This is a genomic window from Psychromarinibacter sp. S121, assembly GCF_049801035.1.
Taxonomy (GTDB): Bacteria; Pseudomonadota; Alphaproteobacteria; order Rhodobacterales; family Rhodobacteraceae; genus Psychromarinibacter.
Window position 1 is genome coordinate 1 of sequence record NZ_JBNAGE010000006.1, and the last position, 12,528, is coordinate 12,528.

Annotated in this window: 14 protein-coding genes; 2 read left to right on the plus strand and 12 right to left on the minus strand. The window is 65.4% G+C overall.

What is annotated here, in order from left to right; all coding sequences use genetic code 11:
* Nucleotides 1-188: hypothetical protein (locus tag ACP156_RS21920; RefSeq protein ID WP_425053526.1), on the minus strand; the 188-nt coding region annotated here is incomplete at its 3' end.
* A gap of 344 nt (nucleotides 189-532) precedes the next feature.
* Between ACP156_RS21920 and ACP156_RS21925 the strand changes: the two genes are divergently transcribed.
* Nucleotides 533-1,219: an NUDIX hydrolase gene (locus ACP156_RS21925; RefSeq protein WP_425053319.1), complete on the plus strand. Its 687-nt coding sequence runs from the start codon at nucleotides 533-535 to the stop codon at nucleotides 1,217-1,219.
* Between the two features lie 109 nt (nucleotides 1,220-1,328).
* A complete protein-coding gene (locus ACP156_RS21930; protein ID WP_425053318.1) occupies nucleotides 1,329-2,234 on the plus strand; it encodes an MBL fold metallo-hydrolase in 906 nt (301 codons plus the stop codon).
* Between the two features lie 3 nt (nucleotides 2,235-2,237).
* On the opposite strand, the gene ACP156_RS21935 is transcribed toward ACP156_RS21930, so the two are convergent.
* From ACP156_RS21935 to soxX, 11 genes are all read right to left on the minus strand, one after another.
* Complete coding sequence (locus ACP156_RS21935; RefSeq protein ID WP_425053317.1) at nucleotides 2,238-3,302, minus strand: YeeE/YedE family protein; 1,065 nt, start codon at nucleotides 3,300-3,302, stop codon at nucleotides 2,238-2,240.
* Nucleotides 3,303-3,388: 86 nt separating this feature from the next.
* Nucleotides 3,389-3,826 (minus strand): DUF302 domain-containing protein, encoded by a 438-nt coding sequence (locus tag ACP156_RS21940; RefSeq protein WP_425053316.1) that lies wholly within the window; start codon nucleotides 3,824-3,826, stop codon nucleotides 3,389-3,391.
* Nucleotides 3,827-3,906: 80 nt separating this feature from the next.
* A complete protein-coding gene (locus ACP156_RS21945; RefSeq protein WP_425053315.1) occupies nucleotides 3,907-5,166 on the minus strand; it encodes an FCSD flavin-binding domain-containing protein in 1,260 nt (419 codons plus the stop codon).
* Nucleotides 5,167-5,188: 22 nt separating this feature from the next.
* The gene (locus ACP156_RS21950) at nucleotides 5,189-5,902 is read right to left on the minus strand and encodes a c-type cytochrome (protein ID WP_425053314.1); all 714 of its coding nucleotides are present in this window, start codon (nucleotides 5,900-5,902) and stop codon (nucleotides 5,189-5,191) included.
* On the minus strand, nucleotides 5,899-7,248 hold the full coding sequence (locus tag ACP156_RS21955; RefSeq protein ID WP_425053313.1) for a c-type cytochrome: 1,350 nt from the start codon (nucleotides 7,246-7,248) through the stop codon (nucleotides 5,899-5,901). The genes ACP156_RS21950 and ACP156_RS21955 overlap by 4 nt, the downstream gene beginning before the upstream one ends.
* Nucleotides 7,232-8,500 carry a sulfite dehydrogenase gene (gene soxC, locus ACP156_RS21960; RefSeq protein WP_425053312.1) on the minus strand — a complete coding sequence of 423 codons (1,269 nt, stop codon included), beginning with the start codon at nucleotides 8,498-8,500 and terminating at the stop codon, nucleotides 7,232-7,234. Before soxC ends, ACP156_RS21955 begins: the two co-directional genes overlap by 17 nt.
* A gap of 17 nt (nucleotides 8,501-8,517) precedes the next feature.
* Entirely contained in the window at nucleotides 8,518-10,215 is a 1,698-nt protein-coding gene (gene soxB / locus ACP156_RS21965) for a thiosulfohydrolase SoxB (RefSeq protein WP_425053311.1), read from the minus strand.
* 87 nt (nucleotides 10,216-10,302) lie between these two features.
* Nucleotides 10,303-11,163: a sulfur oxidation c-type cytochrome SoxA gene (gene soxA, locus ACP156_RS21970; RefSeq protein WP_425053310.1), complete on the minus strand. Its 861-nt coding sequence runs from the start codon at nucleotides 11,161-11,163 to the stop codon at nucleotides 10,303-10,305.
* A gap of 55 nt (nucleotides 11,164-11,218) precedes the next feature.
* Nucleotides 11,219-11,548: a thiosulfate oxidation carrier complex protein SoxZ gene (soxZ, locus tag ACP156_RS21975; RefSeq protein ID WP_425053309.1), complete on the minus strand. Its 330-nt coding sequence runs from the start codon at nucleotides 11,546-11,548 to the stop codon at nucleotides 11,219-11,221.
* A gap of 21 nt (nucleotides 11,549-11,569) precedes the next feature.
* On the minus strand, nucleotides 11,570-11,989 hold the full coding sequence (soxY, locus tag ACP156_RS21980) for a thiosulfate oxidation carrier protein SoxY (protein WP_425053308.1): 420 nt from the start codon (nucleotides 11,987-11,989) through the stop codon (nucleotides 11,570-11,572).
* Between the two features lie 26 nt (nucleotides 11,990-12,015).
* On the minus strand, nucleotides 12,016-12,489 hold the full coding sequence (soxX, locus tag ACP156_RS21985) for a sulfur oxidation c-type cytochrome SoxX (RefSeq protein WP_425053307.1): 474 nt from the start codon (nucleotides 12,487-12,489) through the stop codon (nucleotides 12,016-12,018).
* Nucleotides 12,490-12,528 lie beyond the last annotated feature (39 nt).

Sequence of the window (12,528 nt, forward strand, 5' to 3'; positions counted from 1 at the left end):
TTGCCGTAGTAGTCGTAGACGGTGACCCATTCGCAGTAGTAGGCGGTCTCGAAGCTTTCGCTGGTTTCGGCTGCGACGGGGGCCAGGTCGGCGAGGGTGTTGAAGGCAAGGGCGTCGGCGGGGGTGGCGGCCTGGGCGGTGACGGCGGTCAGGGCGAAGGCGGCGGCGGTCAGGGCGATCTTGAACATTTGATTTTCCTTTCGGTGTTGGGTGTTTGGTTTGGTGTGTCTGTCTGTCTGCGTCTTGATGATGTAGTTTTTACACTAACAGTAAGTGTTGTAAACACACTTAATGAAGGCCTTGTCCGGAAATCCGGTAAGGCTTTGATACGGAAAGTAAAAAAGTTTGAGATTTTGAGCGTTAGTGGCGCATTCCGGATGGAATCACCCACCCGGGATGCCCTGACTCCGCGACTCACGGCGTGGTTTTGACGGCTTTCGGGGTAGGGGAGCCGGCTCTGGCGGCCGATTCCGCACGGTCTTTACAGGGCTGGCGGACGAAAATAGTGTCCCGTCCACACAAAGAGGTTCCGATGCCCTATACCTATGACTATCCCCATCCGGCGGTCACCGCGGATGTCATCGTCTTCTCGATCATCGAGGGGCGGCTGAACGTGGCCCTGATCCAGCGCGCGGCAGAGCCGTTCAAGGGCTCCTGGGCTTTGCCCGGTGGCTTCGTGCAGATGGACGAGGATCTGGAAACCGGCGCGCGGCGGGAACTGGCGGAAGAGGCCGGCATCAATCCCGAACATCTGGATGGCCTGCCGTTCTTTCAGATCGGCGCATATGGGCGACCGGATCGCGACCCGCGCGAACGGGTGATCACCGTGGCCTTCGCGACGCTGGTGCCGATGGATCGGGTGGCGCTTGTCGCCTCAAGCGACGCGGCCGAGGCCCAGTGGTTCCCGCTGGACGACCTGCCGCCGCTTGCCTTCGACCATGCCGCAATCTTGTCCGATGCCCGCGCGGCGCTTGCGCGGATGGTCGAGACGCGGCTGACCGACGAGGCTTCGGCCGTCTTCGCCTTTCTGCCGGACGCGTTCACGCTGGCGCAGGCGCAGTCCGTGTTCGAGATCGTGAAGGGGCAGGAGCTGGACAAGCGCAACTTCCGCAAGTGGATCGACGCGAACTGGGAGATCGAGGACCTGAAGCGCAAGACCACCGGAGGCCGGCACCGGCCCGCGGCGCTGTTCCGGCTGGTGGGGCTGAAGGCGGGCTAGGGCGTTACGGAAAACGAAGGGACAGCGGCATTGCCGCTGGCCGGGGCGGGTTTCTCTCTATAACATTCACCAAAGCGAATTTGTGATTTCTTTGGGAGGAGAAACCGGCATGAATCGTCGTGATCTTTGCATCGCCATGGCCGCAAGCGCCGTCTTGCCCATCTTCACGACCCGCGCGGTCGCGAATGTGGCGGTGGCGGGCGGAACCCTGACCACTGTCAGCGATGGCAACCTTGTCCTGCCGCCCGCCTTCGTGCTGAGCGAATTGACCGACGCCGAGAAGGCCGAGGTCGCTTCGCGCTACGGGTTCGGCGAAGGATCGTACGAGCCGCCCTGCAACCTTACCCTGTTCCGCAAGGGCGACATGACGGTTCTGTTCGACGCGGGCTCGGGCGGAGAGTTCATGCCCTCGGCCGGTTCCCTGCTGGACAGTCTCGACGCAGCCGGGGTGTCACCCGAGGACGTGACGCATTTGCTGTTCACGCATGCGCATCCGGATCACCTGTGGGGGATCATCGACGACTTCGAGGATCTCGTGTTCGCGAATGCCGAGTACCGCATCGGGCGGGCCGAGTGGGACTATTGGACCCGGCCCGAGACGGTGGATGAAATCGGGGCAGAGCGGCAGGCTTTCGCGGTGGGCGCGGCGCGACGACTGGCGATACTGGAGGACCGGATCGACTTTTTCGACGATGGCGAAGAGGTGCTGCCGGGTATTGCCGCCGTCGCGACGGTCGGGCACACGCCGGGGCATATGTCTTTCGACATCATAGGCGACGGAGGCGGCGTCTTCGTGACCGGCGACGCCATCGCCAACCCGCATATCTCCTTCGGCTGGCCGGGCTGGAAGCTGGGCAGCGATCAGGACCCCGAGACTGCGGCGGCCACGCGGGTGGCGCTGTTCGACCGGCTGGTGGCCGAGGATCGGACCGTCGCGGGGTTCCACCTGCCCGGAGGCGGAATTGGCCGCGTGGCAGCGGACGGCGACGGCTATCGCTTCGACGCGGCGGAGTAGGGGTCAGGACAGGGTGGGCTGGGCGCTGTGACGGCCAAGCAGGGCATTCGTCAGCAGCGCACCGGCCCACATCGACGCCACCGCTACCCACGCCGTCAGCGCAAGGATCGCGCCGCCTGAAACGCCGGCGCCGACGGCGCATCCCCCCGCCAGCATCGCGCCGAAGCCCATCAGCACCGCTCCGACAAGGTAGCGTTCCATCGGGGTATCGGCGCCGAAGCGCTGGATCTGCCATTCCCCGGTCGCAAGCGCCGTCATGGCCGAGCCCGCGAAGACGCCGGGGACAAGGCCGATGCCGAAGGACAGCGGCAGGTTCCGCTCGGCGACCAGCGCCATCAGCGTATCGGTGGACGGCCCGGTGAAGGTGACCGAGGCGATGGGGATGACCTCGAACGAAACGGACGCGATGGCGTAGGTCGCCATCCAGCCAAGGGCGACGGCGAGGCCCACGACACCGCCGGCCAGCACCCGGCTGACGCGCACGCAGTGCCGTCGCGCCAGTTCCAGCCCTGCCAGCAGTCCGGCCACGCCGAAAGCCGTCGCGGCCCAGCCCGGCAGGCCCAGCAGGGCGGCAAGATCCCGCGACCCGCCGCCGGGAACGGTCCACAGTGCCGCGATCGCCTCGCGCGCGGGGGCAAGGATGCCGCGATACGAGGCCTGTGCGACCAGCGTGACGATCAGGCCGGTGACAAGGGCGCGCATGTTGCCGGTGCCCGACAACACCAGCAGGCGGCTTGCGCAGCCCCGGGCAAGGATCATCCCCGCTCCGAACATCAGCCCGCCGATCACCGCGCCGCTGAGACTGCCCGTCGCGGCCAGTTGCCGTGCGCCAGAGACGTCCAGAACCCCGGTAAGGATGGCGAGTTGCGTGGCGAGAAGCGCCGAGAAGAAGGCCAGAAGCCAGACCGCCATGCGCTCTCCGGGCCGGCGCTCGGCGACCTCGATGGTGGCGGCGCGCAGGCAGAAGCGGGAATGCTGCGCCGCCGCCCCGAAGAGAAGCCCCACGGCAAGGCCGCTTGCGCCCAGAAGCGGCGCCTCGCCATAGGTGTCGATCAGGGTTTCCAGCATCCGGCGTCTTTCGTTCCGCCGCAGGCTACCCGGCAGCCACGGCGGTTGGCATGATCTGCGTCAATCCGGGGCTCCCGGCGGCAGGATCATTCGGCGATCGCGTCCTTCACGATCCCGGCCAGAAGCTCTTCGACCGCGTCCATCGCGCCGTCGGGATAGTCGTGGTGGCCGATGGTCACCTTGCCGTCCATCTCGGCGACGAAGATGTTGTAGGGGCAGTGCACGATGTTCATCGGGTCCGCCTCCATCACCTGCCGCGACACGACGGCCGAGCAGAAGATGTAGATGTCCGCCGCCTCGAACAGCATCACGTCGCTGCCGACGTCCTCGCCGGTGCGGTTCAGCATGTCGCCGACGTGGCTGACGTAGTCGATCACAAGCCCGTGGTCGACGATGGCCGATTCCAGCGCGAAGGTGGCGTCGTCGAAGCTGCCTGCATAGTCGTAGGTGATAGCGTCCTGCGCGAAGACGGACGGCGCAAGGCCAAGCGTGGCGGCAGAGGCTAGGGCGAGAAGCAGTTTCATGGCGCGGTCCTTTCCGGTGCGTTTCAAAGTGTTTCGGGGCAGGGTGGTCCGGCCCCGCGAAGGGCCGGACCTGGGAGGCGTCAGCCGAACATGTCGGCGGTAATGCCGGCATACCAGCCGACGGATTCCTCGTAAGTGGCCTTGCGCAGCGCGGCGTCTTCGCCGGTCTGCGACACGAAGCCCTCGACCGAGGCGATCTTTTCCTCGGTCGGCTCGTAGCTGGCGCCGACCTTGACGCCGTCGTCCACGGCGATCAGCGACCAGCAGGTGTTGGTGTACTTGGCCGGGAACACGCGGCTTTCGGTCAGCGCGCCGCGGATGGCGTTGGCGCAGACCTTGGCCTGACTGTTGGCCGAGAAGCCGGACTTGGGCATGTCGCCCTGCTGGCTGGCGTCTCCCAGCACGTAGATGTCCGGGTCCGCCTTCGACGACATGTCGGTCGGGTTCACCGGCGCCCAGTTGCCGTCGGTCACGCCCGCGACCTCGGCGATGTGGCCGGCCTTCATCGCGGGGATGACGTTGCAGACGTCCACGTTCTCGACGCTGCCGTCGATGTCGATCGTCATCGCATCCGCATCGACCGAGACGTTGTTGCCGCCGAAATCCGGGCCGATCCGCTCGATCATTCCGCCGTAGTGCTTCTGCCAGCCTTCCTCGAACAGACCCTGTTTCGAGAACTTCTCTTTCGGGTCGACGATCAGGATCTTGGCGGTGGGGTTGGTCTGCTTCAGTTGCCACGCCACCATCGACACCCTCTCGTAGGGTCCCGGCGGACAGCGATAGGGGTTGGGCGGCGCGATCATCGCGAAGGTGCCGCCCTCGGGCATCGCCATGACCTGCGCCTTCAGAAGCTCGGTCTGCGAACCGGCCTTGAAGGCGTGGGGCATCTTGTTCTGGACCGAAACGTCCCAGCCGGGCACCGCGCCGTCGACGAAGTCGATGCCGGGCGACAGGATCAGCTTGTCGTAGGGCAGGCTGGCGCCGCTGGCGAGCGTTACGGTCCTGGCGTCGCGGTCCACCCCGACGGCATAGTCGTGGACAACGTTGATGCCGTATTCCGAGGCCAGCGTGCCGTAGGTATGGGCAAGGCTGTCAAGCTCGCGGAAGCCGCCGAGATAAAGGTTGGAAAAGAAGCAGGTGTAGTAGGTCCGCGACGGCTCGATCAGCGTGACGTCGATCTCGCCTTTCGAGTCCTTCGCGATGTAGCGCGCGGCGGTCGCTCCTCCGGCGCCGCCGCCGACCACCACGACACGGGGCATCCCGTGCGCCGCGGCCTGAACCTTCGGCGCGGCCAATACCGCGCCGGCAGTCGCCACGAACGTGCGTCTGTTGAATTTCATTGTCTCCTCCCTGTTTTCGCCCCTAGTCGTCCGGGGCCGCGAAATACGCGGCAAGCGCCGCGATCTCTTCTTCTCCGAGCCGCCCGGCAACCATGTTCATCACGGGATGCGTGCGGGATCCGGTCTTGTAGGCATGCATCGCGACGACGAAATCCTCCTCGGGCCAGTAGACGATCGAGGGGATGCCCTCGTCGCCGCCCTTGGCCTGATGGCAGGTCGTGCATTCGCTTGAGAGATACGCGCCGTATTCCGCATCGCCCTCGATGGCGAGGATCGCCGGGTCGAGGTCATGGTCGGTGGGACGGGCGGTCGGATCGGATTCCGGGTAGTTGGCCGGCGAGGCCGAGAAGGTTCGAAGGTAGGCGATCAGGTCGGCGCGCTCTTGCGCGTCGTCCATGCCGCGGAAACTCATACGCGTTCCGGGCACGATGGCCCGGGGGGACTCGAGAAAGGCGTGCAGCGTGTCGGCGTGCCATTCCAGCCCCTTGGACCCGGCACGGTCGAACGCCTTGGAATACCGAAACCCTTCGACCGTCGCGGCGCGTCGTCCGAAGATATTGTTCAGGATCGGGCCGATGCGGTTCGACGCATCGGCCCCGACCTGATGGCAACCCTTGCAAAGGCCGAACAACGCCTTGCCGCGCGCGGCGTCCCCGATGTCGTCGGCGGGCGCAGGTCCGGCAAGGCCGAACCCGGCAACCAGCGCGACGGTCAGGGACGCCGTCCTGGCGGTCATTCGTCGAAGGTCCGCAGGTAGGCGACGATGGCATCGATGTCCTCGGCATCCTTGAAGCCTGCGAAGGACATCTTGGTCCCCTTGATGTAGTCCTTCGGCTTCGCAAGGAACTCGGCCACCGTTTCCTCGGTCCACGTGAAGCCCTCGTCGTGGAGCTTTGCGAAGGGCGACGAGTACTTGAAGCCGTCGATGCTGCCCGCGACGCGCCCGAACAGGTCGTTCAGCACCGGGCCGGTGCGGTTCTTCGCGCCTTCGCCGACCTGATGGCAGGCCTTGCACTTCTTGAAGGCATTCTCGCCCGCTGCGATCAGTTCCGGATCGGCAGCCATCGCGTCATCCGCCTCGGCCGTCATCTCTTCGGCCGCTTCCTCGGCGGGGGCTTCGTCGGCGGGGGCCTCGGCGCTGGCTTCCTCGACTTCCGCCGCTGCATCGGCTTCGGGCGCGTCGTCGTTGGCGGCGGCGGCCGCGGCTTCCAGCCGTTCGCGTGCGGCGGCGTCGTCCGGGGTCACGTCGATGACCGCGGCGCGGGCGGTAATCTCGACGGTTTCCTTGCAGTTCTCCATGCAGGCGTCTTCCGAGAACGCCGCAAGCTCGCCGTCGGCGCGGTCGTCCATGTAGAAGTTATCCTCGTTTGGAAGGCGGACTTCGGTGAAGTTCTCGTTCGACAGGACGAAGTCGTCCTCGACGATGTAGTTGAGATACAGAAGGTAGGCGACGATGGCATACACGTCGTCATCGCTGAGCGACTGCGCATTGCCGAAGGGCATGGCGCGGTGGACATAGTCGAATACCGTCGACAGGTACGGCCAGTACGAGCCGATCGTCTTCACCGGATCCTCACCGTCCAGCGTGCCTTCGCCCCCGGCCAGCACCGGCCAGCGGTCGATGGCCTCGCCGAAGTCTCCGTGACACATGGCGCAATTGTCGGTGTAAAGCTCTTCGCCTGTCAGCGCGTCGCCCGATCCGACTGGCAGGCCCTGACCGTCATAGCGAATGTCGATGTTCCACGCCGCGACCTCGTCAGAGGTGGCCGCACGGCCAAGGCTGAAGGTCTCGCCCTCGGGAAGCGGGTCGCCAAGCCCTGCGGGCACGACGCTGGACTTCAGTTCCTCGATCTGGGTCGTCAGGTCGGTGGCCGAGGTATTCAGTTCCTCGACCTGCGTGGTCAGGGCCGCAACCTTTTCGGCCTCGGCGGCTGCGCGCTGCTCGGCGGCGGCGGCCTGCTTTTCGGCAAGCTCGGCCACATCGGCGCGATAGCTGCGGGTCGCAAGGCCGTAAGAGACGCCAAGCACAAGGGCCGCCCCGCCGACTGCGGGGATCAGCAGGCTACTAAGAGACTTCGACATTTTCGGCGATCCCCTGCTCGTTGACGTACCATGTCTGGATACCGTTGTTGTGATAGATCGAGTTCAGCCCGCGCCATTCGCGCAGCTGGTTCTTCGTCGGCTGCACATAGCCGGTGCTGTCATGCGCCCGTGACTGCAGCAGCAGCGGCGAGCCGTCCCAGTCGAACTCGTAGTAAAAGCGGTGCATCGACTTGTCGAAGCTGGGCCCCGACATGCGCGCCGCGTGCCAGTTCTTGCCGCCGTCGATGGTCACATCGACCCGCGGGATCGAGCCGCGGCCCGACCATGCGACACCGGTGATGGTGGTGCGTCCCGGCCCGTGCAGGATCGGCGCCTGCGGCGACGGGTTGGTGATGACGGACTTGGCGTCCATCTCCCACGTGAAGCGGCGCGCTTGCCCGTTTTCCAGCAGGTCGGTGTATTTCGACGTTTCCTCGCGGTGATGCCACGGCTCGTCGCCCACCTCGATCCGGCGCAGCCACTTGATCCACATGTTGCCTTCCCAGCCCGGCACCACCAGCCGCAGCGGGTAGCCCTGTTCCGGGCGCAGCGCCTCGCCGTTCATCTTGAACGCGACCATGCAGTCGTCGAGCGCCTTCTCGATCGGGATCGAGCGGGTCATGCCCGACGCGTCGGCGCCTTCGGGCAGGATCCACTTGGCGTTGGTCTTCAGCCCGGCGGTTTCGAGGATGTAGCGCAGCGGGATGCCGGTATACATCACGTTGTGGATCATGCCGTGGGTGAACTGGCAGCCGTTCAGCTGCGCGCCGCGCCATTCCATCCCCGAGTTCGCCGCGCATTCGAGGAAATAGACCCGGTTGTCGCGCGGATACCGCATCAGGTCCTGCATCGTGAAGACCAGTTCCTGCTCGACCAGACCGTTGATCATCAGGCGGTGCTGCGCCGGGTCGATCTCGGCGATGCCGCCGTGATGACGCTCGAAGCAGACGCCGTTGGGGGTGATGATGCCGTCCAGTTCGTGCAGCGGCGTGAAGTTCACCGACGAGATCGGGTCAGCGGTCAGCCACTCGACGCTGCGACGTTTCACATGCGCCTCGTACTGGCTGGGCGTGCCGTAGGGGCGGGCGTCGACGCCGTCGCCCAGCACCTGGTTCCATTCCTGCAACTCGAGGATCGCCGGATCGCCTTCCGCGCCGCGCGCGGCCCCGGCGGCAAGCGTCGCGCCCCCGGCGGCCACGGCGGACTTCAGGAAGCCGCGGCGCGAGGTCGTTGCCTTGTGGTCTTTGCTCATGACTTCATCTCCGTACTTCAGCCCGTCACGACCTGGACGCTGGTGTTGGGGTCGAGTGTCACCGTGCCGATCCGCTTGATGTGGCTTTCCACCACGTCCCAGATCTGCGGGCCCTCTGTGCCCGCGTTCACGCTGGCCCAGCCGGCGATCACGTAGCTGCGGGACGGGTCGATGGACTCGCCCGATTTCAGCAGGGTCATGTCGCTGATGCGCTCGCCCTGCGGTTTGGTGATGTCGATGCGGTAGCCAAGCCCGCCCGTCCGCACCATGTCGCCGCCCTGCTGGTAGTAGGGGTCCGGGTTGAACAGGTTGTCGGCCACGTCTTCCAGCACGACCTTCAGGAATTCGCCGGTCATTTCCGTGCGATAGGCCTGGCCGTAGGTCATCGAGGTGACGTTCCAGATGTCTTCGCGCGTGATCGCGTCGCCGGGCATCAGGCTGGGTCCCCAGCGCACGCCGGGCGACAGGGCGATTTCCGCCTCGCGCTCTTCCAGCAGGGCCTGACAGATCAGGTCGTCCCACGATCCGTTGAAGTTGCCACGGCGGTACAGAAGGCTGTCGGTAGTGCCGATGACCTCTTCCAGCTGCGCCAGATGCGGTGCGCGGATCTCGTCGATGACGGCGGTCATCTCGGGGTCGGGCGCGATGACATCCGAGAAGATCGGGATCAGCTTGTGCCGGAAGCCCATCATCTGGCCGTCGCGCACATCAAGGTCGACGCGGCTGACGAACTTGCCGTTGGAGCCAGAGGCCACGATGATCGTCTCGCCCACAAGCACGGGCTCGGGAAGGGCGTCGTGGGTGTGGCCCGACAGGATCACATCGATGCCGGTCACGACACCGGCCATCTTCTTGTCGACGTCGAAGCCGTTGTGGGACAGCAGGACCACCAGTTCGGCGCCCATGCCGCGAACCTCGTCCACCATCTCCTGCATGCGCTCGTCGCGGATGCCGAAGCTGTATTCGGGGAACATCCACGAGGGGTTGGCGATCGGCATGTAGGGGAAGGCCTGCCCGATGACGGCGATCTTGACGCCGCCGCGCTCGAACATCTCGTAGGGCTTGAAGTTCTCTGCGGGCTCGTCCCATTCGGCGTCGAAGATGTTCTGGCCAAGCGCCGCGAAGGGCAGGGCGTTCACGTGTTCCAGAACCTTGTCTGTGCCCAGCGTGAATTCCCAGTGGAAGGTCATCGCATCAGGCTTCAGCGCGTTCATCGCGGTGACCATGTCCTGCCCCTGCGTGTGATAGCAGGTGTAGGACCCGTGCCACGTGTCGCCGCCGTCCAGCAACAGCGCGTCGGGCCGGTCGGCGCGGATCGCGTTGATCACGGTGGCGACCCGGTCCAGCCCGCCCATGCGGCCATAGGCTTTGCCGAGCGCGGTGAAGTCGTCGTAGGTCAGCGCATAGTGCGAGGGGCTTCCGTCGTCGATGCCGTAGAGGCGGCGGAAGTCGGCGCCGGTGATATGGGGAACCTCGCCCTTGTTGGGGCCGACGCCGAGATTGATCTCGGGCTCGCGGAACCAGATCGGTTTCAGCTGGGCATGGATGTCGGTGACGTGGATCAGGCTGACGTTGCCGAAGCTGTCGAAGGACAGGAGGTCATCCTGCGACAGCGCCTGCTGGGCCGCGAGCCGGGACCAGTTCCCGAAGCCCGATCCGCCATACAGCGCCGCCGACGCCATGGCGGCCTGCAGAAAGTCTCGACGAGAGATCATCTGGCGCCTCTGTGTTGTTTTAACATTCGCATATTTGCATTCGTGAGGGCAGAGAAAGCCGCGCCCCTGTCGGAGCGCGGCTTTCTTTTACTGACGAACCGCGGGGGTCTCGACAGACAGGCCGTTGCCGCGCGAGGCGACGTAGAGTTCAAGCGCGCGGAACTCGTCCGAGCCTTCCTTGAAGGTCTCGGCCTGCGTGTCGCGGATACAGCCCTTGAAGCGGTTGTGCCGCGAGATCAGGGTGGCCTGCTTCAGGCGGTAGACCGGAAAGCCGGTGATCTGGCCCTGGCTCAGGTGGTCGGCCCGGATCATGTTGCCCCAGTTGTCTTCGTGACAGTTGGCGCAGGACAGTTCGAGCTTGCCGTACCGGGTGTAGTACATCTCTTTCCCCTGCTCCCAGTAGGGGGCGGCGGGGCCGTCGATGGCCACGTCGACCGGCATGCCGCGCGACTGAAGTCCGATCAGCGCGACCATGGACTGCATGTCGAGGCTGTTCCACTTCCACTCGTCGGCTTGCATCCGGTCGGTCCGGCACTCGTTGATGAGGTCTTCCATCACCACGAGCTTGCCGTCCTCGTCGACCTTGGGCATATGCGCGGCCAGACCGGCAAAGCTTTCCGGATCGTCGTGACACGACGCGCAGCTTTCGCCGGCAGCGCCCTCGACCGTCCCGAACATGTCGATCGCCGCGTCGACAGCCAGCATCGCCGGGTTGTCGAAGTCGTCGAGTTCCAGCGCCTGCGTCTCATCGGTGCGGAAGCGCCAGCCCGAGTAAATCGTGTCGATGTATTCCATGTGCTCGGGGGCCGGAGCCTCGGTGATGATCTCGGTCTCGCCGTTGATCACCAGCGCGTCGTCGTCCGGGTCGCCGAGGGCGGGTCCGGTCAGGGCCAGCACCGCTGCCAGAGCGGTCGCTGTCCCGAGACCGGGAGCGTAGGCTTTTTTCATGTTTTCCTCCCTTGAGTTGCCCCGCCGGTGACCCGCCGGGGCTGCCGTCGGCGGATCAGTTGACCGCAACCTCCTGCACGCTCTCGTAGACAGAGCCGTCATCGTCGTACCAGGTGAAGTGGAACTCGCCCGCTTCCGGCACGGTCGCTTCGAACTCGAAATAGGGGTTGGTCGAGATCGCCGGTTCGAGGGTCACGTCGATGACGTTCTCGCCGTTGAAGTCGACCACGAAGCGATTGATGATCGAGCGCGGAATGACGTTGCCGTCGCTGTCCTTGCGCTGGCCCGATTCCATCTGGTGACTGATCAGCGTCTTGATGGTGATGGTTTCACCGGCCGAGACCGACTTGGGCACCTTGACGCGCGGTTTGACACCTTCTGCCATTTTACTAGTCCTCTCCCTGACTCAGCCGCCGCAGCCGCCGATGGTGACCTTCACTTCCTTGCGGTCGCTGACGAAGCTGCCGTCGGCCATCTTGGCGACGGCGACCACGTCCTGCGTCCCGGCGAGGCGGATCCGCGTCGAAGCGCTCTGCGAGGCCGAAAGCGGGCCGAAGTTGAACGTGGCGACACCCGGGTTCGGGTTGCCGGCGGCGAGGATCAGGATCGACACCGCGCCGGGGGCCGATACCTCGATCGGAACCGTGTTGCCGTTCTCGGCGATCTCGGGCGCGGTCAGCGTGATGCCGCCCGTGCCGACTTCGGCGCCGCCGGTGAAGGCCGCGATGTCGTCCTCGGCGGCGGCAAGCGCGGCGCGATAGGGCAGCAGGGCCGCGGTGGCGGCGCCCAGCCCGATGGCCAGCGTCTGACGTCTTGTGTAACTCATGGATGTTTCTCCCATTCCTGCCTCGGTCACTCTTCCTTCAGCGTCATGAGGAAGGCGACCACGTCCTCGATTTCCTGCGCGGTGAGCAGGGGCTCCAGCGGCGTCGGGGCCGCCTTGCCGGTGTAGGCGTCACCCGGACGGATGTAGCCGTCGGTCCGGTAGAACGACGGCATCATCGACTCGGGGAACATGACCTTGGCGTTGGCGACGATCCCGCGCAGTTCGGCCTCGGTCCAGCGGTCGGCGGCGCCGTCCAGCATTGGCCCGATCTCGCCATGGAACGGCAGATCGGCCAGCGCGGTGACCTCGTGGCACGCGATGCAGTTGCCCGCGCCCTTGTTCATGATCGACCGGCCGTTTTCCGGATCGCCGGGCACCCCGGTCAATGACATGGCGACTGCCCCATCCTCGTACACAACGTCCGAGGGGGCAGGCGGTCCGGCGAGCGCGGCGCCTGCAAGGCACACTCCCGCCGCAACCAGCAAGCTAGTTGTTTTCATGACTCCTCCCGTCTTCATGAAGGAAAGCTTAGACGCGTG